General features: G+C 64.1%; 24 protein-coding genes, 1 pseudogene and 1 riboswitch. Of the genes and pseudogenes, 13 read left to right on the top strand and 12 right to left on the bottom strand.

Annotation, left to right across the window (positions count from 1 at the left end):
- Positions 1–36: 36 nt before the first annotated feature.
- The 3 genes and pseudogenes from EL191_RS18275 to EL191_RS18285 form a co-directional block, all read right to left on the bottom strand.
- A pseudogene (locus EL191_RS18275) lies at positions 37–1,133 on the bottom strand (amino acid ABC transporter permease).
- A 9-nt stretch (positions 1,134–1,142) separates the two neighbouring features.
- Positions 1,143–2,327 carry an amino acid ABC transporter permease gene (locus EL191_RS18280; RefSeq protein ID WP_174447364.1) on the bottom strand — a complete coding sequence of 395 codons (1,185 nt, stop codon included), beginning with the start codon at positions 2,325–2,327 and terminating at the stop codon, positions 1,143–1,145.
- Positions 2,328–2,423: 96 nt separating this feature from the next.
- Positions 2,424–3,452 carry an amino acid ABC transporter substrate-binding protein gene (locus tag EL191_RS18285; protein WP_013716909.1) on the bottom strand — a complete coding sequence of 343 codons (1,029 nt, stop codon included), beginning with the start codon at positions 3,450–3,452 and terminating at the stop codon, positions 2,424–2,426.
- Positions 3,453–3,930: 478 nt separating this feature from the next.
- Between EL191_RS18285 and EL191_RS18290 the strand changes: the two genes are divergently transcribed.
- From EL191_RS18290 to EL191_RS18320, 7 genes are all read left to right on the top strand, one after another.
- On the top strand, positions 3,931–4,590 hold the full coding sequence (locus tag EL191_RS18290; protein WP_013716910.1) for an alpha/beta hydrolase: 660 nt from the start codon (positions 3,931–3,933) through the stop codon (positions 4,588–4,590).
- A 24-nt stretch (positions 4,591–4,614) separates the two neighbouring features.
- Positions 4,615–6,516 (top strand): acyl-CoA synthetase, encoded by a 1,902-nt coding sequence (locus tag EL191_RS18295; protein WP_041979602.1) that lies wholly within the window; start codon positions 4,615–4,617, stop codon positions 6,514–6,516.
- A gap of 190 nt (positions 6,517–6,706) precedes the next feature.
- Positions 6,707–7,645 carry a GGDEF domain-containing protein gene (locus EL191_RS18300; protein WP_041979601.1) on the top strand — a complete coding sequence of 313 codons (939 nt, stop codon included), beginning with the start codon at positions 6,707–6,709 and terminating at the stop codon, positions 7,643–7,645.
- An 87-nt stretch (positions 7,646–7,732) separates the two neighbouring features.
- Entirely contained in the window at positions 7,733–8,896 is a 1,164-nt protein-coding gene (locus EL191_RS18305) for a dipeptidase (protein WP_041979600.1), read from the top strand.
- A 110-nt stretch (positions 8,897–9,006) separates the two neighbouring features.
- Positions 9,007–10,455, top strand: a complete 1,449-nt coding sequence (gene rhlB / locus EL191_RS18310; protein ID WP_017362544.1) for an ATP-dependent RNA helicase RhlB — start codon at positions 9,007–9,009, stop codon at positions 10,453–10,455.
- A 73-nt stretch (positions 10,456–10,528) separates the two neighbouring features.
- Positions 10,529–11,668, top strand: coding sequence for an NAD(P)/FAD-dependent oxidoreductase (locus EL191_RS18315; RefSeq protein ID WP_013716915.1), 1,140 nt, complete (start codon positions 10,529–10,531; stop codon positions 11,666–11,668).
- An 8-nt stretch (positions 11,669–11,676) separates the two neighbouring features.
- The gene (locus EL191_RS18320; protein ID WP_041979598.1) at positions 11,677–12,087 is read left to right on the top strand and encodes a hypothetical protein; all 411 of its coding nucleotides are present in this window, start codon (positions 11,677–11,679) and stop codon (positions 12,085–12,087) included.
- On the opposite strand, the gene EL191_RS18325 is transcribed toward EL191_RS18320, so the two are convergent.
- The 5 genes from EL191_RS18325 to EL191_RS18345 form a co-directional block, all read right to left on the bottom strand.
- The gene (locus EL191_RS18325) at positions 12,068–13,000 is read right to left on the bottom strand and encodes an SMP-30/gluconolactonase/LRE family protein (protein ID WP_041979597.1); all 933 of its coding nucleotides are present in this window, start codon (positions 12,998–13,000) and stop codon (positions 12,068–12,070) included. The genes EL191_RS18320 and EL191_RS18325 overlap by 20 nt on opposite strands.
- Before the next feature lie 2 nt (positions 13,001–13,002).
- Positions 13,003–13,572 carry a manganese efflux pump MntP gene (mntP, locus tag EL191_RS18330; protein ID WP_041979596.1) on the bottom strand — a complete coding sequence of 190 codons (570 nt, stop codon included), beginning with the start codon at positions 13,570–13,572 and terminating at the stop codon, positions 13,003–13,005.
- A 5-nt stretch (positions 13,573–13,577) separates the two neighbouring features.
- Positions 13,578–13,750, bottom strand: a riboswitch (yybP-ykoY riboswitch).
- A 76-nt stretch (positions 13,751–13,826) separates the two neighbouring features.
- Positions 13,827–14,129: a hypothetical protein gene (locus tag EL191_RS18335; RefSeq protein WP_041979594.1), complete on the bottom strand. Its 303-nt coding sequence runs from the start codon at positions 14,127–14,129 to the stop codon at positions 13,827–13,829.
- Between the two features lie 59 nt (positions 14,130–14,188).
- Complete coding sequence (locus EL191_RS18340; RefSeq protein ID WP_041979592.1) at positions 14,189–15,175, bottom strand: TerC family protein; 987 nt, start codon at positions 15,173–15,175, stop codon at positions 14,189–14,191.
- A gap of 197 nt (positions 15,176–15,372) precedes the next feature.
- Positions 15,373–17,736, bottom strand: a complete 2,364-nt coding sequence (locus EL191_RS18345) for a DNA polymerase II (protein ID WP_174447363.1) — start codon at positions 17,734–17,736, stop codon at positions 15,373–15,375.
- 211 nt (positions 17,737–17,947) lie between these two features.
- On the opposite strand from EL191_RS18345, the gene EL191_RS18350 reads away from it, so the two are divergent.
- The 3 genes from EL191_RS18350 to EL191_RS18360 are packed head-to-tail and all read left to right on the top strand — an operon-like array spanning position 17,948 to position 19,638.
- Positions 17,948–18,376 carry a group II truncated hemoglobin gene (locus EL191_RS18350; protein ID WP_017362536.1) on the top strand — a complete coding sequence of 143 codons (429 nt, stop codon included), beginning with the start codon at positions 17,948–17,950 and terminating at the stop codon, positions 18,374–18,376.
- 1 nt (position 18,377) lies between these two features.
- Positions 18,378–18,716, top strand: coding sequence for an FKBP-type peptidyl-prolyl cis-trans isomerase (locus EL191_RS18355; protein WP_041979590.1), 339 nt, complete (start codon positions 18,378–18,380; stop codon positions 18,714–18,716).
- A complete protein-coding gene (locus tag EL191_RS18360; protein ID WP_041979589.1) occupies positions 18,709–19,638 on the top strand; it encodes a class I SAM-dependent methyltransferase in 930 nt (309 codons plus the stop codon). The genes EL191_RS18355 and EL191_RS18360 overlap by 8 nt, the downstream gene beginning before the upstream one ends.
- A 64-nt stretch (positions 19,639–19,702) precedes the next feature.
- On the opposite strand, the gene norR is transcribed toward EL191_RS18360, so the two are convergent.
- A complete protein-coding gene (gene norR / locus EL191_RS18365; protein WP_041979588.1) occupies positions 19,703–21,253 on the bottom strand; it encodes a nitric oxide reductase transcriptional regulator NorR in 1,551 nt (516 codons plus the stop codon).
- A 192-nt stretch (positions 21,254–21,445) separates the two neighbouring features.
- Here norR and hmpA point away from each other — a divergent pair, with 192 nt between their 5' ends.
- Genes hmpA through EL191_RS18380 form a run of 3 tightly spaced genes read left to right on the top strand, consistent with a single transcriptional unit; the run spans position 21,446 to position 24,059 of the window.
- Positions 21,446–22,627: an NO-inducible flavohemoprotein gene (hmpA, locus tag EL191_RS18370; RefSeq protein WP_041979587.1), complete on the top strand. Its 1,182-nt coding sequence runs from the start codon at positions 21,446–21,448 to the stop codon at positions 22,625–22,627.
- A gap of 18 nt (positions 22,628–22,645) precedes the next feature.
- Positions 22,646–22,897 carry a hypothetical protein gene (locus tag EL191_RS18375; RefSeq protein WP_017362531.1) on the top strand — a complete coding sequence of 84 codons (252 nt, stop codon included), beginning with the start codon at positions 22,646–22,648 and terminating at the stop codon, positions 22,895–22,897.
- On the top strand, positions 22,884–24,059 hold the full coding sequence (locus EL191_RS18380; RefSeq protein ID WP_041979585.1) for an NnrS family protein: 1,176 nt from the start codon (positions 22,884–22,886) through the stop codon (positions 24,057–24,059). The genes EL191_RS18375 and EL191_RS18380 overlap by 14 nt, the downstream gene beginning before the upstream one ends.
- A gap of 193 nt (positions 24,060–24,252) precedes the next feature.
- Here the strand turns inward: EL191_RS18380 and rimI are convergent, their stop codons facing one another.
- The 3 genes from rimI to EL191_RS18395 form a co-directional block, all read right to left on the bottom strand.
- The gene (gene rimI, locus EL191_RS18385; protein ID WP_041979584.1) at positions 24,253–24,705 is read right to left on the bottom strand and encodes a ribosomal protein S18-alanine N-acetyltransferase; all 453 of its coding nucleotides are present in this window, start codon (positions 24,703–24,705) and stop codon (positions 24,253–24,255) included.
- A 32-nt stretch (positions 24,706–24,737) separates the two neighbouring features.
- Entirely contained in the window at positions 24,738–25,547 is an 810-nt protein-coding gene (locus tag EL191_RS18390; protein ID WP_041979583.1) for a hypothetical protein, read from the bottom strand.
- Positions 25,548–25,691: 144 nt separating this feature from the next.
- On the bottom strand, positions 25,692–26,687 hold the full coding sequence (locus tag EL191_RS18395) for a GlxA family transcriptional regulator (protein ID WP_041979582.1): 996 nt from the start codon (positions 26,685–26,687) through the stop codon (positions 25,692–25,694).
- Positions 26,688–26,766: the final 79 nt, after the last annotated feature.

The raw sequence follows: 26,766 nt of genomic DNA on the forward strand, positions 1-26,766 counted from the left end.
TTGCCCGGCCGACGCGCAGCAAATACTGAACAGCTCCTAACGCTTGTGGCCGGTGTCCAGCTTTCTCTCCAGATGCATGGAGTAACGGACATACCAAAACAGAAAATCCAGAAGATCAGCGCAGCGAACACGTAGCCCTCGGTGGCCATGCCCAGCCAGGACGGGTCCGTGGTCGCCTGCTTGATGCTGTTGAGCAGATCGAACAGTCCGATGATGATCACCAGGCTGGTGTCCTTGAACAGGGCGATGAAGGTGTTGACGATGCCCGGGATCACCAGCTTGAGCGCCTGCGGCAGGATCACCAGGCCCATCGTCCGCCAGTACCCCAGGCCCATGGCCGCAGCCGCCTCGTACTGTCCCTTGGGGATGGCCTGCATGCCGCCGCGCACGACTTCGGCGATATAGGCAGCTTCGAAGAAGATCACCATCACCAGGGCCCGCAGCAGCTTGTCGAGGCTCATGCCTTCAGGCAGGAACAGCGGCAGCATCACCGAGGACATGAACAGCACGATGATCAGCGGTACCCCGCGCCAGAACTCGATGAAGGTGACGCAGATGACCTTGATCGCCGGCAGGTTCGAACGTCGCCCCAGCGCCAGCAGGATGCCCAGCGGCAAAGCACCGGTAATGCCGACGTAGGCGATCACCAGCGTCAGCATCAGGCCGCCCCAGCGGCTGGTGGGCACCACACTCAGGCCGAATACGCCGCCGTGCAGCAGGCACCAGGCGATGATCGGGTAAATCACCAGGAACGCCACCCCATAAACCGCCTTGCGCGGCATCTGCGGGACGAATAGCGGTGCTGCACCGACGATGGCCAGCCAGATGGTGGCATCTACCCGCCAACGCAGTTCGCCGGGGTAGAAGCCATACATGAACTGGGCGAAGCGTTGCTGAATGAACACCCAGCACGCCCCCTCCTTCGTGCAGTCCGCACGGGTACTACCCACCCAGTTGGCATCGAAGATCGCCCACTGCAACAGCGGCGGGACCATGAGCCAGATCAGATAGAGCGCCAACAGGGTCAGCAGGGTGTTGAACCAGTTGGAGAACAGGTTGGCCTTGAGCCAGCCCAGTGCGCCGACACTCATGGTCGGCGGCGGCAGGTCAGGCTTGAAGATATGAGTCTGCATGGCTGCTCCTTACCGCTCAGTCAGCGCGATGCGCTTGTTGTACCAGTTCATCAGCAGGGAAATGCTGATGCTGATAGCTAGGTACACGCTCATGGTGATCGCCATGACCTCGATGGCCTGGCCGGTCTGGTTGAGCACCGTGCCGGCGAACAGCGAGACCATGTCCGGGTAGCCGATACCGGCAGCCAGCGAGGAGTTCTTCGCCAGGTTGAGGTACTGACTGGTCAACGGCGGAATGATCACGCGCAACGCCTGCGGGATGATCACCAGACGCAGGGTGATGCCAGGGCGCAGGCCCAGCGAGCGGGCGGCTTCGGTCTGGCCGTGGCTGACGGCCATGATCCCGGAGCGCACGTTCTCGGCGATGAAGGCCGCGGTGTAGATGGTCAGCGCCAGGGTCAGCGCCATCAGCTCGGGGATCATCACCCAGCCGCCGCAGAAGTTGAAACCGGTCAGTTCCGGCACGCTCCAGTGCAACGGGTTTCCGGCGACGAGAGCTGTCAGACCGGGGATAACGACGATCAGCGCCAGCGATGTCCACAGCAGCGGGAAGATCTTGCCGGTAGCTTCGCGGCGCTTCTTGGCCCAGCGCCCCAGGGCGACGATGCCGACGATGGTAGCCAGCAGGACCACAGCGAACAGACCGAAGCTCTCCGACGGACTCGGCGCTGGCATGTACAGACCGCGACTGTTGAGAAAGAACGTTTCGCCAACATCCAGGCTCTGCCGAGGTCCAGGCAGGGCGAGGAAGACCGCGAAGTACCAGAAGAGGATCTGCAGCAACGGCGGAATGTTGCGGAATATCTCGATATAGACGGTCGCCAGCTTGCTGATCAGCCAGTTCGGCGACAGCCGCGCCACGCCCAGCACGAAGCCGAGAATCGAGGCCAGCACGATACCGATGAAGGACACCAGCAGTGTATTGAGCAGACCGACCACGAACACGCGACCGTAGCTGTTGCTTTCGGTGTAGTCGATCAGGTGCTGGGCAATACCGAAGCCGGCGCTGTTGTTGAGGAAAGCGAAGCCGGAAATGATCCCGCGCTTCTCCAGGTTGGCCTGGGTGTTCTGGAAGAGAAACCAGCCGAGCGCCACGACAGCGACAACGGCGATGATCTGGAAAGCCCAGGCGCGCACCTGCGGATCGTTCAGAAGCGATCCTCGCGGGCGCGGGGCATTAGCAGTCGTATGCATGACAACCCTCACGGAAACCCCGGCCGCACGCAAGCCGGCCGGGTTTCACTAATCGGAAACGACAGCGGCAGGCGCTAGGCCTGCCGCTGTGGACGGTCAACGCACCGGCGGTGCGTACTGCAGACCACCCTTGTTCCAAAGGGCGTTGAGACCACGCTCGATCTTCAGCTCGCTGCCGGCACCGACGTTACGGTCGAAGGACTCGCCGTAGTTACCAACCTGCTTGACGATCTGCACTGCCCAGTCTTTCGGCAGCTTGAGGTCTTTGCCGAACTCACCTTCAGCACCCAGCAGACGGGCTACGTCCGGGTTCTTGGTGGTTTTGGCGGTTTCTTCGACGTTGGCCGAGGTCACGCCCAGCTCTTCGGCGTTAAGCATGGCGAACAGTGTCCAGCGCACGATATCGAACCACTCCTCGTCACCCTGGCGAACGGACGGGCCGAGCGGCTCCTTGGAGATGACTTCCGGCAGCACCACGTAGTCGTCCGGGTTGGCCAGCTTGATGCGCTGTGCGTACAGCTGCGACTGGTCGGAGGTCAGCACGTCGCAACGACCGGCTTCGACCGACTTGGCGCTCTCGTCGGAGGTATCGTAGGTGATAGGGGTGTACTTCATGCCGTTGGCACGGAAGTAGTCGGAGAGGTTCAGTTCGGTGGTGGTACCGGCCTGGATGCAGACGGTAGCGCCGTCCAGTTCCTTGGCGCTGGAAACCCCCAGCTTCTTGTTCACCAGAAAGCCCTGACCGTCATAGTAGGTCACGCCGGTGAAGTTCAGGCCCAGTGCCGCGTCGCGCGAGCTGGTCCAGGTGGTGTTGCGCGAGAGGATGTCGACTTCGCCGGACTGCAGCGCGGTGAAGCGCTCCTTGGCGGTCAGCGGACTGTACTTGACCTTGGTCGCGTCACCGAAGACCGCGGCGGCGACAGCGCGGCAGACGTCAACGTCCAGACCCAGGTAGTTACCTTTTTCATCGGCGTAGGAGAAGCCAGGAAGACCGTCGCTGATGCCGCACTGCACGAAGCCTTTCTTCTGCACTGCATCCAGGGTGGCGCCTGCCTGAGCAAAGCCACTGACACCGAGCACAGCTGCGGTGGTCAGCACAGCCAGGGTGGATTTCACCATCTTCATCAAAAACCTCCAGTTGCTCTTGTTGTGTTGGAGTCTCCGTCCGCCTTCCCCACCCTTTTGAGGCACGCGACCCGCTGGCAGCAACGGTATCGACGAGAAGTTCGAACGTCAGGCAGGAGTCTAGTCGGCATTTCCCTCTGCTGGCCAACTGCTCCTGCCCAGCCCATTGGTTGAACGGGCCTGAGACGGATCGTCATCCGCCTGGGCGTTTCATCACCCCGACGGTCTAGTTAGGAACCCCACACAGCAGATTCCTGCCTGTTGAGCAGTGCGCAATGGCACAGTGTTACCGTTAGCGCACCGCGTCGTCAGTCCGGATGAGCCATAGCAAGCCCCGTACCAGCACATGGCGAATTGCCGTATGTGCAGGGGTCAAGAGCAAAAGATTCACCCGTGCGACAACTTATTCACAGATTAGCCAAGCCTTGAGCAGGGGCACGCCCCAATTCGATGCGCCCGCACCACACTGGAGCTACCAATGACCGCACCCATGATCCTGCAGCCACCACAAACCGCCGATGCCAGCGTGATCTGGCTGCACGGACTGGGAGCTGACCGCTACGACTTTCTGCCGGTCGCCGAGATGCTGCAGGAACGCCTGCCCACCACGCGTTTCATCCTGCCGCAGGCCCCTACCCGCCCAGTCACCATCAATGGTGGCTGGAGCATGCCGAGCTGGTACGACATCCTTGCCATGAGCCCAGCGCGCGCCATCGACCAGGCCCAGCTGGATGAGTCCGCCGACCAGGTGATCGCCCTGATCGAAGCCGAGCGTGAAAGCGCCATCGCCGCTGAACGCATCGTCCTGGCGGGTTTTTCCCAGGGCGGCGCGGTGGTACTGCACACCGCCTTCCTGCGTTATCCGGAGACCCTCGGCGGGGTATTGGCGCTGTCGACCTACGCGCCGACCTTCAGTGACGACATGCAGCTGGCGGATACAAAAAGACAACTGCCGGTGCTTTGTTTGCATGGCAGATTCGACGACGTGGTGACACCCGACATGGGACGTGCCGCGTACGACCGCCTGCACGCCAGTGGAGTGCAGGTGCAATGGCGCGACTATCCGATGACCCACGAGGTCCTGCCGGAAGAGATTCGCGATATCGCCGAATGGTTGGGCCAACTGCTGGCCGACTGACCGAACCGAAGAGATGCACGATAAATGAGCACAGCGCCCCTGATTCGCACCCTGCACGATATCGAGCTGATCGAGAGCACGCCGTTGAGCGAGCGCGATCTACCCTGCAGCACCTTCGAACTGATCCGCCGCACGGCACAGGCCAGTCCGAATGCACCAGCGCTGTCGTTCATCCTCCAGGGTACGGCAGAAGAAACCGCGCTGCGCCTGAGCTATGCAGAACTGCTCGGCAAGGTCACCCAGACCGCCAACGCCTTTCATCGCCTGGGTTTGCGCCCGGGCAAGGCAGTCTCCTTCCTGCTGCCCAACCTGCCGCAGACCCACTACACCATCTGGGGCGGCGAGGCGGCGGGGATCGTCAACGCGATCAACCCGCTGCTCGATCCCGAGCACATCGCCGAGCTGATCCATGCCTCTGATTCCGAGTTGCTGGTCACCCTGGCCACCTTCCCCGGCACCGACCTGTGGGACAAGGTGCATGCCCTGCGTGATCAACTGCCGGAGCTCAAGGCGATTCTCTGCGTAGACATGGCCAACCTACTGCCGGAGCCACAACGCAGCGCGCTCAAGGCCCAGCGCGGCCCGTTGCCGGACGGTGTACTGGACTTCGACGAAGCCATTGCGGCCTGCCCCGCCGACCATCTGGAAAGCGGACGCGTGATCGCGGCCGACGACATCGCCAGCTACTTCCATACCGGCGGCACCACCGGCACGCCGAAACTGGCGCCGCACAGCCACGGCAACGAAGTGGCCATGGCCTACAGCATGAACCTGGTGACCCGCTTTGGCGTCGGCGACGTGACGCTCTGCGGACTGCCGCTGTTCCACGTCAACGGTGTGATCGTCACCGGTCTGGCGGCGTTCATCGGCGGCGCCGAGGTCCTGCTAGCCACGCCGCAGGGCTATCGCAACGGCACGCTGATCAGCAATTTCTGGAAGGTCATCGAACGCCACAAGGTCAGCTTCTTCAGCGGTGTGCCGACCATCTATGCCGGCTTGCTGCAGGTGCCGAGCGAAGGACATGACCTGTCCTCGCTGAAGTACGCGCTGTGCGGCGCGGCACCGATGCCCGTGGAGCTGATCCGTCAGTTCGAGGCCAAGACCGGTCTGACCCTGATCGAAGGCTACGGCCTGACCGAAGGCACCTGCGGCAGCTGCGCCAACCCGCCCGCCGGCGAACGCCGCCCAGGCTCCATCGGTCTGCCGATGCCCTATTGCGAAGTGAGCATCAAGGTCCTCGATGAGCAGGGAGGCTATGTTCGCGATGCCGAGCAAAATGAGATCGGCAACCTGTGCATCCGTGGCGCCACGGTGTTCAAGGGTTATCTGCAGGCCAGCAAGAATGCCGGAATCTGGGTCGATGGCGACTGGTTCAACACCGGCGACCTCGGCCGCGTCGACGCTGATGGTTATATCTGGCTGACCGGACGCAGCAAGGATCTGATCATCCGCGGCGGCCATAACATCGACCCGCAGATGATCGAGGAAGCCCTGCACAAACACCCGGCCGTGGCCATGGCAGCCGCAGTGGGCAAACCGGACGCAAAGGCCGGCGAATTGCCAGTGGTTTACGTGCAGCTCAAGCCCGGCAGCCAGGCCAACGAGGCGGAACTGCTGGAGCATGCTGCCGCCCATATTCCCGAGCGCGCTGCGATCCCCAAGGATGCCTGGATCATCGACGCCATTCCGCTCACGGCAGTGGGCAAGACCTTCAAACCGGCGCTGCGCTTCGACGCGATCACCCGCGTCTACCAGGCCGCCGTCGGCGAGCTGCATCCTGCTGCACGGGTCGAAGTCCTGAGCGATGACAAGGCAGGTCAACTGGCCCACATCCACCTGCCGAATCAGGATCAGGCACTGGCTGAGGCCATCGGCGAGCGCCTGGCCGGCTACGCGGTAGGCCATCGCATCCACTTCGCAGCGTGATCCAGAGCGCGCAAGGACGCGCGCCAGTTAACAACTTTGCACTTTCGTTCGCCCACTGGTCGGTCTGGCTTGGGACAAGCATTGCCAGGCCTCCAGCGGCGGAATAATGTCGGGGCCATCCGTAGACACGACAGGGAGCGTTGATGGTGTCCTCCGGCCTATTCGCCCGGCCAGGCCCGACGAGATTGCGATGAAACCGGCGCACTGGCAGGCAGACCTGCAGCAAATTCAACAGTTGCGACTCTTTCAGAATGTCGCCACCAGCAGCCTCGACCAGTTGCTGCGGGAATTTCGTGCCTGCGAGCTGGATGCAGGCGAGGTATTGCTCTCCCCTTTCAACCGCAACCAGCACCTCTATCTGCTGATCGAGGGCCAATTGCGCGTCTATCTCGGCTCGCTGGACAACCAGGCCGTCAGCACCCTCGAAGTGGGCGACTGCGCCGGTGAAATCAGCTTCATCGACAACGAGCATCCCTCCGCCTACGTGGTAGCCGAACGCCCATCGATCGTCTTGCGCCTGCATCGCGAATCCCTGGTGGCGCTGTTTCAACAATCCCCACAGATGATGCAGAACCTGCTGGAGCTGCTCTGCGACCGTGTGCGCAAGGGCAACCGGCAGATTCTCGACAGCGAGCAGAACGCCAATGTCGACACCCTCACCGGCTGTTTCAACCGGCGCTGGCTTGAGCATGTGTTCGAGCGCGAGAGCACCCGCTGTGCGTTCAATGATGAGCCCATGTCGCTGCTGATGCTCGACGTCGACCACTTCAAGACCTACAACGACCAGCACGGCCATCTGGCCGGCGATTACGCCCTGTGCCTGGTGGCACACACCCTGAGCAGCCAGCTCCGGCCCAAGGACAGCCTGATACGCTTCGGTGGCGAGGAGTTCGTCATTCTCCTGCCGGAGATCGCCGCCGAGGCTGCACGCGGCATCGGCGAACGCCTGCGTGCCAGCCTGGAACAGATCGCGTCCTTCTACTCGCCGGTTGGGGTTCTGCCCGGCGTGACCATCTCCATCGGCCTGGCGCAGATGCAGCCGCAGGACAGCTTGCAGGGCCTGATCGCGCGGGCCGATGCGGCGCTGTACCAAGCCAAGCAACAAGGCCGCAACTGCCTCTGCGGCTGAGCGTTGCACACATACTCCGACATTGCGCCGGACGCTACGCTTCCCTGCTAGAGTGCCCGGCATAACAACATGCCCGGATGGCTACCCATGCGCAAACTGCTGATCGCCCTGCTTCTGCTGGTTCCCCTCTCCGCCCTCGCCGTGCTCAGCCTGCCGCAAGTGATCGACGCGCAGATGAACAGCGTCGCCAACCCGCCCCCCTATACGGCCAGCGCCAGCGCGCAGAAGCTGCACCAGGGCCTGTTCGTCGCCGATCTGCATGACGACGCCCTGCTCTGGGAGCGCGACCTGCTCAAACGCTACGATTACGGCCATTCCGACCTGCCGCGCATGCTCGAAGGCCGCCTCGGCCTGCAGGTGTTCTCCACCGTGACCAAGACCCCACGCGGCCTGAACATGGAGAGCAACGGCGCCGACAGCGACAACATCACACTGCTCGCCATGGCCCAGCGCTGGCCGCGGGAAACCTGGAACAGCCTGCTGCAGCGCGCGCTGTACCAGGCACAGAAACTCCAGGACGCCGCCGCCGGCAGCGACGGCCGCCTGGTGCTGATCCGCACCCACGCCGACCTGGCGAACTTCATCGAAGCCTGGGCAAAAGACCCGCGCCGCGTCGCCGGCCTGCTCGCCACCGAGGGCCTGCAACCCATCGAGGGCAAGCTGGAAAACATCGATGTGCTGTATGACGCAGGCTTTCGCGTCGCCGGCCTGACCCACTTCTTCGACAACGAGGTCGGCGGCTCGGCCCACGGGCTGGAGAAAGGCGGGCTGACCCCGCTGGGCAGGCAAGTGGTTACCCGGCTGGAAGAAAAATCCATGCTGGTGGATCTGGCCCACGCCTCGCGCCCATTGATCGATGATGTACTGGCCATGGCCAAACGCCCGGTGCTGGTCTCGCACACCGGCGTCGAAGGCACCTGTGCCGGCACACGCAACCTCAGCGACAAGCACCTGCAGGCCATTGCCGCCACGGGCGGGGTGATCGGTATCGGCTACTGGAGCACCGCGGTGTGCGACACCTCGGTCGCCGCCATCGTCAAAGCCATCCGCTACGCTGCAGACAAGGTCGGCGTCGAGTATGTCGCCCTGGGCTCGGACTTCAACGGCACCGTGCACACGCCATTCGATGTCACCGGCTTGGCGCAGATCACCGAAGGCCTGCAAGGCGCCGGCTTCGACGACACGGCCATCGCCGCCATCATGGGTGGCAACGTCCAGCGTCTGCTGCTGGCCAGTCTGCCGGAGAAATGAGGCACTGACCGCACGGTACTCTTGACAGACGCGAGCGAAGCACTTCGCCACGCCCGCGTCTTGCATTACACTGGCGGGCGTTCACTCCTTAACCAGTCGATGAGAAGCCCGTGCTCAAAGCACTCAAGAAAATGTTCGGCAAAGCCGAAGACGAGCAGCCGCAACCAGCGCCGTCACCCGCAACAGCGCCCGCCCGGAACAGTGGCGCCGACGACAAGCGTCCCCGCAAGAACAAGCCCGCCCGCAACGCTGGCGAGACCACTGGCGAGAGCCCCGCTGCACAACAGCCGCGCCCGCCGAAAGCCGAGAAACCGCGCCGCGAACGCCCAGCCAAACCGGTCGATACCTGGAAGCTGGAAGATTTCGTGGTCGAGCCAGCCGAAGGCAAGACGCGCTTCCATGACTTCAAGCTCGCCCCCGAGCTGATGCACGCCATCCACGACCTCGGCTTCCCCTACTGCACGCCGATCCAGGCTGGCGTACTGGGCTACACCCTCAAGGGCCAGGACGCCATCGGCCGCGCCCAGACTGGCACCGGCAAGACCGCCGCGTTCCTCATCTCGATCATCACCCAGTTGCTGCAGACCCCGGCGCCGAAAGAGCGCTACATGGGCGAGCCACGCGCACTGATCATCGCGCCGACCCGCGAGCTGGTCGTGCAGATCGCCAAGGACGCCGCCGAGCTGACCAAGTACACCAAGCTCAACGTCATGAGCTTCGTCGGCGGCATGGACTTCGACAAGCAGCTCAAGCAGCTGGAATCGCGTTTCTGCGACATCCTCGTGGCCACCCCGGGCCGTCTGCTGGACTTCAACCAGCGCGGCGAGGTGCACCTGGACATGGTCGAGGTGATGGTCCTGGACGAAGCCGACCGCATGCTCGACATGGGTTTCATCCCGCAGGTGCGCCAGATCATCCGCCAGACCCCGATGAAGGGCGACCGCCAGACCCTGCTGTTCTCCGCCACCTTCACCGACGACGTGATGAACCTGGCCAAGCAGTGGACGGTCAACCCGGCCATCGTCGAGATCGAGCCGGAGAACGTCGCCAGCGATACCGTCGAACAGCACGTCTACGCCGTCGCCTCCGCGGACAAGTACAAGCTGCTCTATAACCTGGTGACGCAGAATGCCTGGGACCGGGTGATGGTCTTCGCCAACCGCAAGGACGAAGTACGCCGCATCGAGGAACGCCTGACCCGCGACGGCGTCAGCGCCGCGCAGATGTCAGGTGACGTACCGCAGCACAAGCGTATCAAGGTGCTCGAAGGCTTCCGCGCCGGCCATATCCGCGTGCTGGTGGCCACCGATGTGGCCGGCCGTGGCATCCATGTCGACGGCATCAGCCACGTGATCAACTTCACCCTGCCGGAAGATCCGGACGACTACGTGCACCGCATCGGCCGTACCGGCCGCGCCGGCACCAGCGGTACCTCGATCAGCTTCGCCGGCGAGGACGACGCCTTCGCCCTGCCGCCGATCGAAGCGCTGATCGGTCGCAAGATCCAGTGCGAGATGCCGCCGGACGAACTGCTCAAGCCGGTGCCGCGTAGGCACTGATCGGTTTGGCAGACAAAAAAGGCGAAGCCATCCAGCTTCGCCTTTTTCATTTATCCAGTTGGTTTGATACGTCATGCAACAGTGCGATTACCTCATCATCGGCGCCGGCATTGCCGGGGCTTCCACCGGTTACTTCCTCGCCAGCCACGGCAAGACGCTGCTGCTCGAACGCGAGGCGCAGCCCGGCTATCACGCCACCGGCCGCTCGGCAGCGCTGTATACCGTGGCCTACGGCACGCCACAGGTCCGCGCGCTGACGGCCGCCAGCCGAGCCTTTTACGATGCCCCGCCAGCCGGTTTCGCCGAGCACCCGCTGCTCACCCCGCGCGGCGAACTGGTGGTGGATTTCAGTGGTGACGCCGCGGAGCTGCAGCGCCAGTACGAGCAGGCCCGTGAGCATGTTGCAGAGGCTCGTCTGATCAGCGCCGACGATACCTGCGCTATGGTTCCGGTGTTGCGCCGCGAGCTCGTGCACGGTGCGCTGTTCGACCCCAGCGCCGCTGACATCGATACCGCCGCGCTGCACCAGGGTTACCTGCGTGGTATCCGTCAACAGGGCGGGGAGATTCACTGCAACCGCGAAGTGCTCAGCATCGACCGCGACGGGGAGGGCTGGCAGGTGGAATGTGCCGGGCAACGCTACCGCACGCGCGTGCTGATCAATGCCGCCGGCGCCTGGTGCGACGAGCTCGCGCGTCTGGCCGGCCTACCCGGCATCGGTTTACAGCCCAAGCGGCGCGCCGCCTTCACCTTCAACGGCCCGTCGGGCATCGACTGCCAACACTGGCCGGCGCTGGTGAGCCTGGACGAATCCTTCTATTTCAAACCCGACGCCGGCCTGCTGCTCGGTTCGCCGGCCAATGCCGATCCGGTGGCGCCACATGACGTGCAGCCGGAAGAGCTGGATATCGCCCTGGGTATCCATCAGATAGAGGAACACACCAGCTTGCAGATTCGCCGTCCGGCGCACACCTGGGCCGGCCTGCGCAGCTTCGTCGCCGATGGCGATCTGGTAGGCGGTTTCGACACCCAGACTGAGAACTTCTTCTGGATCGCAGCGCAGGGCGGCTACGGCATCCAGACCAGCGCCGCGATGGGTCAGGCCTGCGCGGCGCTGATCCGCAGGCAGCCATTGCCACAACCTTTGCTCGAGGCGGGCCTGAGTGAAGCGATGCTCAGCCCGGCACGGCTGTCGACATGCCAGGCGCGTTGATTAGGCTGATGCAGGGCTCGCTCCTGCTGCCCACCACAGCCCTGTTCATCGGCCTGCTGACCTATCACCTGCAGCAAGGAGGTCTTGGGCTGGCCTGGCCGCTACCGCCGGAGCCTGACGGTCATATCGCCATCGAGTTGGCGCTGGCCTGCGCGCCGGCATTCGCGCTGTTTCTGCTGGCCGCTGCCTGCGGCATGCTGAAGCGTCGCCTCGTCGTCCTGGCAGTGTTCGGCCTGTGCACTGCTATCGCTGCTTACTGCTCAGTCAATCTGCTGGCCAGCGCCTACGGTAACACTTGGACAGCCGGCGAGATCCTTCGCGGACTGTTTCTCGCACAATTGGCGCTGCTGGGCCTGGCGTCCTTGCCAGGCCTGGCGCTGACGGCGTTGCTGGAACGCCTCAACCACCTGCGCCACTGACGGAACCCTGCCCAGGTTTGCCGGCGTCGTCGAGATGCGGAACGAACGTGCGCCGATCCTCCCCGGCCAGCGTCAGCTCCAGTACACGGTCTCGTCCGCCTTCGGCAACCAGGTATCGGCCGTTTTCCAGCGGCAGAATGGCTTGCGGCGCCTTGAGGAACGACAACACGGTGGTCTGCTCGCCCTGGGCGTCGACCAGCAGCAGGCGGGCGCGATGGGTCGAGTCCTCGCTGATCCACAGGCCCTGCTCGTCGCACAGCAGGAAGGTCGGGTTACGCAGGCCATCGATCACTACCGGGTCGCGGCCGTCCTCGCGCAGCTCGCGAATCACACCGCTTTCCTTTTCGCTATAGAGCATGCGGCCGTCGGTGCAGCGGGTGATCGACTCGGTCTCCGAGAGGTTGTCACGCACCACGCTCAGTTGCCGATCATCCCAGCGGTAGCGCCATAGCCGGCCATTTCCCTTGCGATCCTCGATGGCATAGAGGTAGCGGCCATCGTCCCACAGCCCCTGCACCTGATCGCCCTCGAACAGCTCGGAAACACGCTTGCCCTGCAGGAAGCTGACTGGCTTGCCGCCCGACTCCTGGCTGAACACCAGACCGCCGCGCGTGGCGAGCAAACCATCGGGCTTGGACAGCCCCTCGACCACCACGTCACGGTCACCATCAGGTTGCATCAGCAGAATACTGCCGCGGCCATCCTGCAGTTCCTGGCTGACCAAAATCCCGCCGTCCGCTGCTCGCGCCAGCCCTGCCGCCTTCTGCACGTCATCGTAGGCAACGCGGTACGACCAGCCGCTGGCGGCCTGCACCGGAAAGAAGTACTGCCAGGCGAAAAATGCCAGGGCGGCGGCAACCAGCGCGGCAGCCGCCAGCAGTGCGTTTTTCAGCAAACGCAGGGACATGTTCATGTTCACAGACTCGCAAAGTGTTCGTAGAGAATCGTCGCGCCAACCAGCATCAGCACCACACCACCGACGATCTCGGCACGCTTGCCAACCAGTTGACCGAGCATACGACCGAGCAACATGCCAAATGTCACCATCAGGGTGGTGGCCAAACCGATACAAAGTGCTGCGACCAGTATGTTCACCTCGATGAAGGCGAGGCTCACGCCAACGGCCAGTGCGTCGATGCTGGTGGCCACCGCGGTGACGGCCAGCACCCAGAAGGAATGGCGCGAGGGTTTGTCTTCAGACGCATCGTCATCGGCACTGAGGCCCGCATGAATCATGTGCAGGCCGAGCCCGACCAGCAGCACGAAGGCGATCCAGTGATCCCACTCGAGGACGAAGCGGCTGGCCGCCTGGCCGATCAGCCAGCCGATGATCGGCGTGATGGCCTCGATGGTGCCGAAGATCAAGCCGGCACGCAGGGCTTCGGCGAAGCGCGGCTTGTGCAGGCCCGAGCCCTTGCCGATGGCAGCAGCGAAGGCATCCGTCGACATGGCGAAGGACAGAAGAAGCAGCGAGAGAGGATTCAAGGGAAACTCCAGCCGGGCCTGAGTCAACGACAAGCCACTGCGCGCCCGACCTGGCACAGGACTGTCGTTGGTCTCACCAATCCCAGCGGATGCGTTGGCCACGGCAGGTTGCCGAGAATGTTGACCAACGCGCCGACGCTAGCGCGACGGCAGGCTACTCCCCAAAGAGGTGCGCAGGATAAACCCAAGCGCGCCGGGGCGGAAGTGGCGGCGCCCAGCAACCGCTCAGCGGTGCCTGCACCGCCGACCTTGCATCAGGTCTCGACGCCCTGCTCGAGCGGTTTCTCGGGCTTCGCCTGCGGTGTCTCGGCGTCCTGCTCGTTCTCCTTGTCGTCCTCGCCAAGTGCTCGGTTGGTGGACTCTTGCAGGGAGTCCACCTGGCGGTTGACCTCATCCACCACCTCGCCAACTGAATCACTGATCAGCGCCTGTGCTTCCTTTTTCGCCTCTTCGGCGAGCTTCTGCGCGGACTGCTCGGCAGCATCGCAGCCCGCCAGGGTGATCAGCGCTACGCCCAGGACGACAGGCGTCAGGCGTTTTTTCCAGGTTTGATACATCTCGATTTCTCCACTTGCGAAACCGGACCTCGCCAGTGTGACGAGGCTCGGTTCATATGTCAGATGTTGGCGGGCGGCTGGCCGCGAGTCTTGTACAGCGACAGCAGTACGCCACCGATCAGCAGGCCCAGGGTCACGCTCAGCGACACCGCAGCCGGGATCTTGCCGATGATGCCGACCAGGAAGATTTTCGCGCCGATGAACACCAGCACCAGGGCCAGCGCGTACTTGAGGTAGGCGAAGCGGTGGATCAGCGCCGCCAGGGCGAAGTACAGGGCGCGCAAGCCGAGGATGGCGAAGATGTTCGAGGTGTAGACGATGAACGGATCCTGGGTGATGGCGAAGATCGCCGGCACGCTGTCGATGGCGAACACCAGGTCGGCGCACTCGATCAGGATCAGCGCCAGGAACAGCGGCGTCACCCACAGCACGCTGCGCCCCTTGCCATCGTCCTGGCGCACGAAGAAGCGTTGGCCGTGCAGCTCATCAGTCACGCGCAGGTGCTTGCGCAGAAACTTGACCAGCACGTTGTTCTGCAGGTCCGGCGCATCGTCGAGCTTGGAGAACAGCATCTTCACGCCGGTGAAGAACAGGAAGGCGCCGAACACATAGAGAATCCAGCTGAACTCGTGAATCAGCGCTGCACCCAGGCCGATCATGATCGCCCGCAGCACCAGCACGCCCATGATTCCCCAGAACAGCACCTTGTGCTGGTACTGCCGCGGGATGGCGAGGAAGCTGAAGATCATGGCCATGAGAAACACGTTGTCCATCGACAGCGATTTCTCGATCAGAAAGCCGGTGAGGTAATCCATGCTGGCGTCGCCGCCCTTCTGGAAGAACACCCAGACACCGAACAACAGACCCGCACTGATGTAGCCACCCGAGAGCAACAGGCTCTCGCGCACGCCGATCTCGCGGTTGTCGCGATGCAGCACGCCAAGGTCGAAGGCCAGCAGGGAGATGACGACAGCGATGAAGACCAGCCACAACCAGGTGGCTGTGCCGAGGAAGTCGGCGAAGAGAAACGGTTCGAGGGCAGTCATGAGCCCCTCCTACAGTCAGATTGAACAGACTGTGATTCCGACATCGCGGTGTTAACCGCCAGAGGGGCCCGGCATCACGGGCGCAAATATATTCAGGCCGCGAACTCCGCTCAACGGGGCGAATTTTGCAAAGTATTTCAAGGCAATTAGCCCATTTCTCGCGCGGAGGTTCTACCCAGAGCGGCGGCCGGCGCATTTCAGAACAGCCCGAGCTGCCCATCTACCAGCCGCTCGAACTCACCGCCGACGAACGGCAGGATGGCATCGGCCACAGGTTTCAACTGACGGCTGATGTAGTGCTCGTAGTCCACCGGTGACAGCAGGCGCTCCAGTGGTTGCGGCCCGCTAGTGGTGATCAGGTAGCTGATCCAGCCGCCGCGCTGGTACTGCAACGGTCGATCCAGACGCTGGTTGTGCTCGTCGGCCAGACGTGCGGCGCGTACGTGCGGCGGCACGTTGCGCTGGTAGTCATCGAGGCGCCGGCGCAAGCGCTTGCGATACACCAGCAACTCGTCCAGCTCGCCGGCCAGCGTACGATTCACGTAGTCGCGCACGTAGTCCTCGTAGGGCTGGCCGGCGAACACCAGGCGATACAGCTCCTGCTGGAAGCGCTGGGCCAGCGGCGACCAGTCGGTGCGCACCGTCTCCAGCCCCTTGAACACCATGCGTTCGCTGCCGTCTACGTCGTGAACCAGGCCGGCATAACGCTTCTTGCTGCCCTCCTCGGTGCCGCGAATGGTGGGCATGAGAAAGCGCCGGTAATGGGTCTCGAACTGCAGCTCCAGGGCGCTGGTCAGGCCGTATTCCTGCTGCAGATGCTCGCGCCACCAGGCGTTGACGCGAGCCACCAGCGCGCGACCGATGTGTGTCGCCTCGTCCTCGTCGTGGGCGCGGCCGAGCCAGACGAAGGTGGAGTCGGTGTCGCCGTAGATCACCGCATGCCCCTCAGCTTCGATGAGCTCGCGGGTGCGCTTCATGATCTGGTGCCCGCGCAGGGTGATGGACGATGCCAGGCGTGGGTCGAAGAAGCGGCAGCCGCTGGAGCCAAGCACACCGTAGAAGGCGTTCATGATGATCTTCAGCGCCTGTGACAAGGCCGCGTTGCCCTCGCGCTTGGCCGCCTCACGGCCCTGCCAGACGCGCTCGACGATGGCCGGCAGGCAATGCCGGGTACGCGAGAAACGGGCGCCGCGAAAACCCTCCACCGAATGTTCGTTATCCGGCTGGTGCAACCCTTCGACCAGCCCCAGCGGATCGATCAGAAAGCTGCGGATGATCGACGGGTACAGGCTCTTGTAGTCCAGCACCAGCACCGAATCGTACAGACCGGGGCGCGAGTCCATGACGAAACCGCCAGGGCTGTTCTCGCCACGAATGTCACCGAGATTGGGCGCGACGAAACCCAGACGGTGCATGGGCGGCAGGTACAGGTGGGTGAAGGCCGCCACCGAGCCGCCGCTGCGGTCGGCGGCCAAACCAGTGACGCTGGAGCGCTCCAGCAGGAAGGCGAGCAGATCGGTGTGGGCGAAGATGCGCGTGACCAACTCGCAGTCCTTGAGGTTGTAGAGGGCCAGCGCCGGCTTGTCCTCGTCGAACATGCGCTGGATCTCGTCCATCCGTGCATAGGGCGTGTCGATGGCCTTGCCCTCGCCGAGCAGGGTCTGCGCCACCGATTCCAGGCTGAACGAGGGAAAGCTCCAGGTTGCCGAACGCAGCGCCTCGATACCGTCGATGATCAAACGCCCGGCCGCCTCGGCGAAGTAGTGCTGGCTGCTGTTGTGCTGGCGCCAGCCCATCACGTCGCCGCCACGCCCCAGCAGCAGCGGGACCTTGAGTTGCTCGGCGTGATCGCGCAGCACGCGCAGGTCGAACTGCACCAGGTTCCAGCCGATGATGGCATCCGGATCATGCCGCTGCAGCCAGTCGTTCAGGCGTTCGAGCAGCACCTTGCGGCTGTCGCAGTACTCCAGTTCGAAGTCGACGATACTCGCGTCGCCATTGGCCGGGCCGAGCATATACACCTGGCGCTGACCACAGCCTTCCAGGGCGATGGAATACAGCTCGCCGCGGGCGCTGGTCTCGATATCCAGCGACACCAGGCGCAGCGCCGGGCGGTAATCGGTGGCGGGTTTGAGCGACTTGCACAGCAGGCTGCCGTCTTCCTGCTCGATACCGTCGAACAGCACGCTGGCGGTGATAAAGCGCTCCATCAGGTAGCGATCCGGCGGGCGGATATCGGCCTCGTAGACGTCGACGCCGACCTGGCGCAGCTTCTTCTCCAGTTGCAGCAACTGGCGGTACTGGCGGCAATACAGGCCCAGCACCGGGCGGTGTTTGAAGTCGCGCAAGGTCAGTTCGCGCAGCTCGACGCCCTTCTCATTACGCAACAATGGCTCGGCCCAGGCGCGCTGCTCGGCGGGGATAAAAGCCACCGTCTCCTGGCACGGCAGGCGTATCTGACGCGGGCCGGCATCGGTCGCCAGCCAGAAGGCCACCTCGGTGCCTTCCGGCGTATCGCGCCAATGGCGGCTGAGCACGAAGCCTTGCTGGGGTTGCGTCATCATCTTTTCAGGCAAGCACGATCTGCCCCCTCTCCCGCTTGCGGGAGAGGGCTGGGGAGAGGGTGTGAGCTTTTCCCCTCTCCCCCGGCCCCTCTCCCATGAATGGGAGAGGGGAGAAAACAGCCTCTGCTGTTGCCCATTACCTCGAACCAAACTGGCCGGCCATTCTACGCCAGCGGTTACAATGGCGCCTTTTCCGCGGAACAACGCGATGAGCGACACACCTCCCTACGGCACCGGCGATGCCTCCTACCAGGCCGCTGGCGGTGTCGACGGCCTGCGCCATCTGGTCGACGACTTCTACCGACTGATGGACGAACGCCCCGAAGCCGCCGCACTGCGTGCCCTGCACCCAGCCGACCTGAGCGCCTCACGCGACAAGCTGGCGTGCTTTCTCAGTGGCTGGCTGGGCGGCCCACGCCTGTTCGCCGAAAAATACGGCAGCATCAGTATTCCAGCCTTCCATGCCCAGTGGCCAATCGACCAGGCGCTGGCGGAAAGCTGGCTGAGCTGCATGGCCGGCGCCATCGCCCTGCAGAACTATGACCCGGCGTTCGCCGACTATCTGCTGGTTCAACTGCGCGTACCCGCCGAACGCTCGGTGCAGGCCAGCCAAAACCGTCACCGCAAGGAAACCTGACATGACTGACCAACTGATCATCGAAGACCTGCAATTGGGCGACGGCAAGGCCGTGGTCAAGGGCGCCCTGATCACCACCCAATATCGCGGCTGGCTGGCCGATGGCAGCGAGTTCGACTCGTCCTACTCGCGCGGCAAACCCTTCCAGTGCGTGATCGGCACCGGCCGGGTAATCAAGGGCTGGGATCAGGGCTTGATGGGCATGCAGGTCGGCGGCAAACGCAAGCTGCAGGTGCCGGCGCACCTGGGTTATGGCGAGCGCAGCGTCGGCTCGATTCCGCCCAACTCCGACCTGACCTTCGAGATCGAGCTGCTGGAAGTGCTGACCCGCGATGACTGACGCCGCCCTCGCCACCCTGCGCGAGCACCTGCTGCAGGCGCTGGATATCCACCCCGGCAGCGAGACCCGTCGCCTGTTCCATGGCCGTGGCCGCTGCTGGCCGGGGCTGGAACAGATCACCGTCGACTGGCTGTCCGGCATCGTCCTGGTGATGCTCTTCCGCGAGCCATCACCAGCGCTGCGACCGCTGCTGCTGGAGTTGCTGGCAACCCCGCAATGGCAGACCAGCGGTGCACGCGGCCTGCTGCTGCAGCACCGCTACGTGCAGGGCAGCGAGAGCGAATGGCTCGCCGGGGAGCCGCAAGCGCAATGGGCGATCATCGAGGACGGCCTGCACTACCTGCTCGACCTGGGCAGCAAGCAGAACAGCGGGCTGTTCCTCGATATGCGCCTGGGCCGCCAGTGGGTGCGCGAGCAGGCCGCCGGCAAGCGTGTGCTCAACCTGTTCGCCTACACCTGCGGCTTCTCCATCGCGGCCATCGCCGGTGGTGCCGCGCATGTGGTCAATCTGGATATGGCCCGTGCGGCGCTGTCGCGCGGGCGTGACAACCATCGCCTGAATGAGCACGACCTCTCCCGAGTGGAATTTCTCGGCCACGAGCTGTTCAAGTCCTGGGGCAAAGTGCGCAAGAGTGGGCCGTACGATCTGGTAATCATCGACCCGCCGAGCTTCCAGAAAGGCAGCTTCGCCCTCACCCAGGACTACGCCAAGATTCTCCGGCGCCTGCCTGAGCTGCTGACCGAGCACGGTACGGTGCTGGCCTGCATAAATGACCCGGATATCGGCCCGGATTTCCTCATCGACGGCATGGCCGCCGAAGCGCCACAACTGCGCTTCGTCGAGCGCCTAGATAATCCGCCGGAGTTTCCCGATATATCCCCCGAGAGCGGCCTGAAGGCGCTGGTGTTCCAACAGGGATAAACCCATGGGAAGGGCTTTAGCCGCGACATGAACAGATCGCGGCTAAAGCCCCTCCTACAATCCGCTAGCGAATGCCTAGGCGCCTGGCCAGGCGGCTGAGGTTGGCGCGATCCACGCCCAGTTCGCGCGCCGCGTCGGCCCATTTGCCCTGATGCCGCACCAGGCACTGTTCAATCAACCTGCGCTGGAAGCCGTCCACCGCCGTCCGCAGCTCCACACCTGTCGGCATCGGCTCACCAGGGGTCAGCACTTCGTCGACCAAGGGCGGCGTCTCGGCCATCGGCAGATCCAGGTCCTGCACGTCGAGGCTGAGAATGCGCGGTCGCTCGCCATGGCGCGCCAGCGCCTTGATCGCCGCGCGGCCGATCAGGTGTTCCAGCTCGCGCACGTTGCCCGGCCAGTCGTGGCCCAGCAGCGCCTTCTGCGCCTCCGCACTCAGGCGCAGGCTGCGCAGCCCCAACCGGGCGCGGTTCTCTTCGAGGAAGTAACCAGCCAGCAACAGCACATCGCGACCACGCTCGCGCAGCGGCGGCACCGGCAACGGATAGACGCTCAGGCGGTGATACAGGTCGGCGCGAAAGCGTCCGGCGCGCACCTCCGCCGCAAGGTCGCGGTTGGTGGCGGCGATCACCCGCACATCGACGCGGTGCTCGCGATCCGAGCCAACCCGTTGCAACTGGCCGCTCTGCAGTACGCGCAACAGTTTGGCCTGGATCGCCACCGGCAGCTCGCCCACTTCATCGAGGAACAGGCTGCCGCCGTCGGCCAGTTCGAACTTGCCGCTGCGCTCGCTCATCGCCCCGGAGAAAGCGCCACGCACATGGCCGAACAGCTCGCTCTCCACCAACGCATCGGGCAATGCAGCGCAGTTGATGCTCACCAGCGGCCGCTGCGCACGCGGCGAGGCGGCGTGGATCGCTTCGGCAACCAGTTCCTTGCCGACACCGGTTTCCCCCGTGATCAGCACGGTCAGCGGGCTGTCGCCGACCAGGCGAATCTCGTCCTGCAACTTGCGCAGCGCCGCGCTCTGCCCCACCAGCTCGCGCGGTTGCTGGCGGGCCTGTTTGTACAGCTCGGTGAGCTGGCGCTCGGCCTCGACCCGCTGCGCCAGGCCGCTGATGCGCTCGCTGACCTTGACCGTGGCCGCCGCCAGGCTGGCGAACGCATCGAGACTGTCCAGGTCGAGCCGGCCGAAACTGGCCGGATCGAGCGAATCCAGGGTCAACAGGCCCCAGAGCTGCTCGTCCAGATAGAGCGGGCAACCCAGGCAATCGTGCACTTCCAGATGCCCATGCAGGCCGTCTACCAGCCCGTCATAAGGATCAGGCAGGCCGCAGTCGGCGGCGAAACGGGTTGGCCCGGCGTGCTCCAGCAACGCAGCCAGGCGAGGATGCTCGCTGACCCGGAAGCGCCGCCCCAGGGTGTCGGGGCTCAGGCCTTCCACCGCCAGGGGCACCAGAATTTCACCGTCGAGCCGCAGCAGCGCCACGGCATCGCAAGGAAAGAGCTGGCGCAAGGCGGCAAGCAGGCGGCGGTAGCGTTCACCGTCATCCAGCTCGCGTGACAGATCGGCGACCAGCGGAATCAGGGTTTCCAACAGAGGATTAGCGGTCATTAAGACTACTCATTGTCCTTATGACCCACACGCAAAGCGAGTCATTAATACTGCAAAACAAGCAAGCCATTGATATTTAATGATTATTTATCTGGCACGCTTTCTGATAGGTATCCATCGCTAACGCTAGCACGCCACAACTGGCCAGACGAGCCACACCGGCGTCTTTATTTGCCTTGCGGAGATACCCTTATGCTGACCAATGCTCAACGTGACCTGATCAAAGCCACCGTGCCGCTGCTGGAAAGCGGCGGCGAAGCGCTCACCACCCATTTCTACCGGATGATGCTCAGCGAGTATCCCGAAGTACGTCCGCTGTTCAACCAGGCCCATCAGGCCAGCGGCGATCAACCGCGCGCCCTGGCTAACGGCGTATTGATGTACGCGCGCCATATCGACCGACTCGAAGCTCTCGGCCCGCTGGTGCGCCAGGTGGTGAACAAACACGTCGCTCTGCAGATCCTCCCCGAGCACTACCCCATTGTCGGCAGTTGCCTGCTACGCGCGATTCGCGAGGTGCTGGGCACCGAGATCGCCACCGATGCGGTGATCGATGCCTGGGCCGTGGCCTACCAGCAACTGGCCGACATTTTCATCGGCGCCGAGGAACAGCTCTATCAGGACAACGCCAGCGCGCCTGGCGGATGGCGTGGCGCGCGGGCCTTCCGCGTGGTGCGCAAGGTCGTCGAGAGCGCCGAGATCACCTCCTTCCACCTGGCACCGGTCGATGGCGGCGCGCTGCTCGATTACCAGCCCGGCCAGTACATTGGCATGCGCCTGCTGCTGGACGGCGAAGAGGTACGCCGCAACTACTCGCTGTCGGCCCTGGCCAACGGCCGTGAGTACCGCATCAGCGTCAAGCGCGAGCCTGGCGGCCGTGTGTCCAACCATCTGCATGACGAGGTTCAGGTTGGCGATGTGCTGGACCTGTTCCCGCCCGCTGGCGAGTTCACCCTGAGCGAGTCGGACAAGCCGCTGGCACTGATCAGCGCCGGTGTTGGCATCACCCCGGCCCTGGCCATGCTCGACGCCGCGCGACACAGCGGCCGGCCGATCCATTTCATCCACTGCGCGCGCAATGCCGAAGTGCATGCCTTCCGCGACTGGGTCGACGCCCATGCCGCCGAGCATCCGCAGATTCGCCATTACGTGTGCTACAGCGAGCCGCGCGCGGGGGATGCGGCCGACGCCGAGGGGTTTCTCAGTCGCGAATTGCTGGAGCAGTGGCTGCCGGCCGAGCGCGATCTGGACGCCTACTTCCTCGGTCCGAAACCCTTCATGGCGCAGGTCAAGCGCCACCTGCAGGCACTGGGCGTACCGGCCGAGCAGAGCCGCTATGAGTTCTTCGGCCCGGCCTCGGCTTTGGATAGCTGAACGATGAGGAGGTGAACCATGTACCCACTGAATCTTCCACCGCTGCAGATTCTGCACTTGTCCAGCCAGTTGCTCTGGGCCGGCCTGATCCTGCTATTGGTGGGGCTGGTGGCAGCCTATGGCCTGGAGAAGCACCTGAATGTGCCGACGCTGGTGCTGGCGCACAGCCTGACGCTACTCGGTCCCAGCATCTTGAAGATCGGTTATGTGCTGCGCCTGGTCGCGCAGCAACGCCTGAAAGACGAGGCATGCGCACATGCAATTGCTTGATCGCAAGCGGGCACTGGCCATCGCGCCCTTCTGGCGCCTGGGCTTTCGCCCGTTCTTTGTCGCCGGAGCCATGTTCGCTGTGCTCGCCATCGCCCTCTGGGCGGCGGCGCTGCACGGGCTGACCAACCCGGCGGTGCCGGGTGGCATGCTGGCCTGGCATCGCCACGAAATGCCCTTTGGTTTCGGCCTGGCGATCATCGCTGGCTTCCTGCTGACTGCCGTGCAGACCTGGACCGGGAGTCCGGGCCTCAGCGGCCGCCCGCTGGTCGCACTGTTCGGGCTATGGTTGGCCGCGCGCCTGGTGTGGTTCTTCCCCGTGCCACTGGCACTGCTGATCGCGCTACAACTGGTGTTTATCGGCCTGTTCATTGCGCAGATGGCGCGCCAGCTGATCACCGCTCGGCAACGCAACAACTACCCGATCCTGCTGGTGCTGAGCCTGCTCGCGCTGTGCCAGTCCCTCACGCTCGCCGGCCTGATGCTTGGCGATGATGGCCTGCAACGCCGAGGCGCACTGGCCGCACTGTGGCTGATCGCCGTGATGCTGAGCCTGATCGGCGGTCGGGTGATTCCCTTCTTCACCCAGCGCGGCCTGGGTCGGGTCGAGGCCTTCGCTGCCCATCCCTGGCTGGATCGCTTGCTGCTGGTCTGCGGCGTGCTGGTCGCCGCGCTGTTCGCCAGCGGGCATAACTTGCAGGCCCGCTCCTGGCTGGCCGTACCGTTCATCGTGCTGAGCGTACTGCACGGCCTGCGCCTGTGGCGCTGGCACCTGCGCGGCGTCTGGCACGTACCGCTGCTGTGGTCGCTACACCTGGCCTACGCCTGGCTTTTACTCGCTACGCTCGGCATGGCTGCGTGGCACCTGGGCTGGTTGGCGCAACCCAGCCTGGCCAACCACGCCCTGGCGGTGGGTGCGATGGGCGGGCTGATCCTGGCGATGATGGCGCGGGTCAGCCTCGGTCATACCGGCCGCGCCCTGCAACCGCCCAAGGCGATGGCCTGGGCCTTCGGCCTGCTCAATCTGGGCGCACTGATTCGGGTCGCCGCCGGCAGCGGCTGGCTATGGCTGGCAGCAGTATGCTGGGGCGTGGCCTTCGTCCTGTTCGCCTGGTATTACGCGCCGATGCTGTGCCAGGCGCGGGTCGACGGACATACGGGGTGAGTGGCGGAAATTTCGGTGCGTACGGCGCACCCTACGGGGAAGGTGCACTGCCCAGGACGCAGCATCTGGGCTTCATCCCAATCGATCAGCACCGTAGGGCGGACTCAAGAGCGCAAGCGAACAGTCCGCCGATTACCTTCGCTATCGCCGACCATCCCTTCGCAAGCGGATTGCCGCCCGGTAAACCCCAACCTCAATCGACCAGCGTACAGGCCATCACCAGCGCATCCTCTCGCCCCCCCACTGCCGGGTAGTAATCGCGACGCCGACCGACTTCATTGAAGCCAAAGCGCTCGTACAGGCGATAGGCACTCTGGTTGCTGGCGCGCACTTCGAGAAAACACTCGCGCCCACCCAGCTCGAAGGCCTCTTTCATTAGGTGTTCGAGCAAGCGCAAGCCAAGGCCACGGCCCTGGCTTTCCGGCTTGATGGTGATATTGAGCAGATGCGCTTCGTCGAGGATCAGGTTGATCACGCCATGACCGACCTGCTGGTTGCCCTCGAACATCAGCCAGCAGTTATAGGACTTGAGGCTGTCGGTGAAGATGCCGCGCGTCCACGGATGACTGAAGGCAGCGTATTCGATCTTCAGCACGGCATCGAGATCCGCCTCGGTCATGGGGCGGAAGGAAATTGCATCGCTCATTGGGCGTAACTCGGGCACAAAGACGGTGGTTCTCAGGAATGAGCGGGGGCTGACCAGCGCTGGCGCACGCGCCGCATGGCCTGCCACAGCTCGCGCTTGCGCGTCGGCTCTTCCATCAGCAGCTCCAGACCCGGCAAAGCCCAGCAGGCGCCAAGGCCTTCGATCTGCAGCTCGCGGTTGTAGCTATGCTCGTCACCTTCGCCGGCAAAGCGAATGGCCGGCAAGCCGACCAGCCACAGGCAGGCACTGGGCTGCTCCTCCAGACGTGCAGCAACGAAGCTCTGCACGAACTCCAGCGCCGCTTCCGGGCCCTGATCCATGTTGCCGCGCACCAGCAGCGGCCAGCGCACCGGCTCGCCGAGCAGTTGCGGGCTGTCTGGCAGGCCGGCGGCGCGCAGCAGATCCTTGAGCAGGATGTAGGCCGGATCGCGGCTCTGGAACGGCTGACCGGTAGGCAGCTCCACCAGCAGGGCGCAGTCACCGGCACGCAGCAACTGCAGAGCGAAACGTGGCGGTGGTGCGCTGACCCGGGCCGTTTTTTCCTCGACCTGCTCCGGCTCTGCAACCGGTTCGACAGCCGCCTGGCGCGGCTGGGCGCCCGGGCGCGGAATTTCGATCTTCGGCCGCTCGACAACCGCTGCCACCGAGGCTTCGCGCACAGCGGCTACAGCCGGAGCGCTCGGCTCGGCCGGCATTTCGACCGCGTCCACCTCGACCTCAGCCTGCGGCGGCTCAAGCAACTCGGGGCGTGACGGGGCAGCGAAAGGCAATACAGTGCGCGGTAGCCAGCTGGCAACCTGCATGGCGTCGAGGTAGGCACGTCGGCGCTGCTCGGGGATCACACGGCCTCCACTGGCAAAGATGCGCCGCTCCAACGGGCGTCGGGCACGGCAACAGGATTGGGGATCGCGACGTCTACACAGCAACGTCGCAAGATGGCGGCAATTGTCGCGTGAAATACCCCGCGCGGGAAGCACGAACGGCCTCTAGTCACCCTCACGCCTCTGTACCTGGCCAACGACCTGACGAAACTGGCTCGGCGTGCCACGCGCCCACTTGCGCATCAGCCGGCGCAACGCCGAGGTGTCGGCATAGCCGACCTGCTCCGCGACCTGCTCGACCGATAGGCGGGAGCTCTCCAGCAACATGCGCGCACGGTTGATGCGCACCCCCTGCAACAGAGCGGAAACACTACTACCGGTGGCCTTGCGCACATGCCGCGCCAGCGTACGACTGGACATCGCCCGCTCCGCTGCCAGTTCAGCAACACTGGGCGGGTTTGGCAGCGCCGCCGCGAAACGCGCGACCAGCTCCGCGACCAGTTCGTTGCCACCGGCCAGCAATACCGGATCGATGTAGCGTGCCTGCGACTGCCGACCATCGATCAACAGTACCCGCGAAACGGCCTCCGCCAGCGCCGGGCTGAAGCGGCAACGCAGCAGGTGCATGATCAGATCGATATGGGCGAAGGCCGCGCCTGCTGTCAGCAACTCGCCATCGGCCACCAGCACCTGGGCAACGTCGACCTGGCAATCGGGCGCGCGTTTTTGCAACAGGCCACCCAGCCACCAGGTGGTAGTCACCCGCCGCCGCGTCAGCAACCCCGCCTCCTGTAGCAGGAACACCGACGTGCAGGCTGCGGCCAGGGTGCCGCCGTTGGCCGCATGGGCACGCAGGCCTGCAGCGACCCTGCGGGCGTCTTCCTGTGCCAAACGCGTGGCTATGCTTTGCGCATCGGTGACACCAAGCCCCGGCAGCAGCCAGACCGAGGCGTCAGCCTGGCCCGCCTCGGGCAGCGGCTGCGCCTCGATACGCAAGCCGCTGCTCAAGGGCACGCTGGCGACCGTCGAACAAACCCGCCAGCGCGGAACGGCGCAGCCAACCTGGCGCGACAGGCGCGCCGCGCACGCAAGGATGTCCAGGGTGCCACTGACCGACGTGGCAAAAGCCCCCGGCAGGACGATGAGGGTGAAATCGTACATTGACCGATAACGCTCGAAAGATGTCGTTCAGGACACTTCAAGCAAGCGACATTTCCGCGCCAAATGCAAGCCAGCCGCC

The organism is Pseudomonas mendocina, assembly GCF_900636545.1.
Classification (GTDB): domain Bacteria; phylum Pseudomonadota; class Gammaproteobacteria; order Pseudomonadales; family Pseudomonadaceae; genus Aquipseudomonas; species Aquipseudomonas mendocina.

What these genes read in the sequence shown, in the direction of transcription:
- EL191_RS18280 (WP_174447364.1), bottom strand. Translation starts at nt 2,327, where the DNA reads ATGCATACGACTGCTAATGCCCCGCGCCCGCGAGGATCGCTTCTGAAC.
- EL191_RS18285 (WP_013716909.1), bottom strand. Translation starts at nt 3,452, where the DNA reads ATGAAGATGGTGAAATCCACCCTGGCTGTGCTGACCACCGCAGCTGTG.
- EL191_RS18290 (WP_013716910.1), top strand. Translation starts at nt 3,931, where the DNA reads ATGACCGCACCCATGATCCTGCAGCCACCACAAACCGCCGATGCCAGC.
- EL191_RS18295 (WP_041979602.1), top strand. Translation starts at nt 4,615, where the DNA reads ATGAGCACAGCGCCCCTGATTCGCACCCTGCACGATATCGAGCTGATC.
- EL191_RS18300 (WP_041979601.1), top strand. Translation starts at nt 6,707, where the DNA reads ATGAAACCGGCGCACTGGCAGGCAGACCTGCAGCAAATTCAACAGTTG.
- EL191_RS18305 (WP_041979600.1), top strand. Translation starts at nt 7,733, where the DNA reads ATGCGCAAACTGCTGATCGCCCTGCTTCTGCTGGTTCCCCTCTCCGCC.
- EL191_RS18315 (WP_013716915.1), top strand. Translation starts at nt 10,529, where the DNA reads ATGCAACAGTGCGATTACCTCATCATCGGCGCCGGCATTGCCGGGGCT.
- EL191_RS18320 (WP_041979598.1), top strand. Translation starts at nt 11,677, where the DNA reads ATGCAGGGCTCGCTCCTGCTGCCCACCACAGCCCTGTTCATCGGCCTG.
- EL191_RS18325 (WP_041979597.1), bottom strand. Translation starts at nt 13,000, where the DNA reads ATGAACATGTCCCTGCGTTTGCTGAAAAACGCACTGCTGGCGGCTGCC.
- EL191_RS18335 (WP_041979594.1), bottom strand. Translation starts at nt 14,129, where the DNA reads ATGTATCAAACCTGGAAAAAACGCCTGACGCCTGTCGTCCTGGGCGTA.
- EL191_RS18340 (WP_041979592.1), bottom strand. Translation starts at nt 15,175, where the DNA reads ATGACTGCCCTCGAACCGTTTCTCTTCGCCGACTTCCTCGGCACAGCC.
- EL191_RS18345 (WP_174447363.1), bottom strand. Translation starts at nt 17,736, where the DNA reads ATGACGCAACCCCAGCAAGGCTTCGTGCTCAGCCGCCATTGGCGCGAT.
- EL191_RS18350 (WP_017362536.1), top strand. Translation starts at nt 17,948, where the DNA reads ATGAGCGACACACCTCCCTACGGCACCGGCGATGCCTCCTACCAGGCC.
- EL191_RS18355 (WP_041979590.1), top strand. Translation starts at nt 18,378, where the DNA reads ATGACTGACCAACTGATCATCGAAGACCTGCAATTGGGCGACGGCAAG.
- EL191_RS18360 (WP_041979589.1), top strand. Translation starts at nt 18,709, where the DNA reads ATGACTGACGCCGCCCTCGCCACCCTGCGCGAGCACCTGCTGCAGGCG.
- norR (WP_041979588.1), bottom strand. Translation starts at nt 21,253, where the DNA reads ATGACCGCTAATCCTCTGTTGGAAACCCTGATTCCGCTGGTCGCCGAT.
- hmpA (WP_041979587.1), top strand. Translation starts at nt 21,446, where the DNA reads ATGCTGACCAATGCTCAACGTGACCTGATCAAAGCCACCGTGCCGCTG.
- EL191_RS18375 (WP_017362531.1), top strand. Translation starts at nt 22,646, where the DNA reads ATGTACCCACTGAATCTTCCACCGCTGCAGATTCTGCACTTGTCCAGC.
- EL191_RS18380 (WP_041979585.1), top strand. Translation starts at nt 22,884, where the DNA reads ATGCAATTGCTTGATCGCAAGCGGGCACTGGCCATCGCGCCCTTCTGG.
- rimI (WP_041979584.1), bottom strand. Translation starts at nt 24,705, where the DNA reads ATGAGCGATGCAATTTCCTTCCGCCCCATGACCGAGGCGGATCTCGAT.
- EL191_RS18395 (WP_041979582.1), bottom strand. Translation starts at nt 26,687, where the DNA reads ATGTACGATTTCACCCTCATCGTCCTGCCGGGGGCTTTTGCCACGTCG.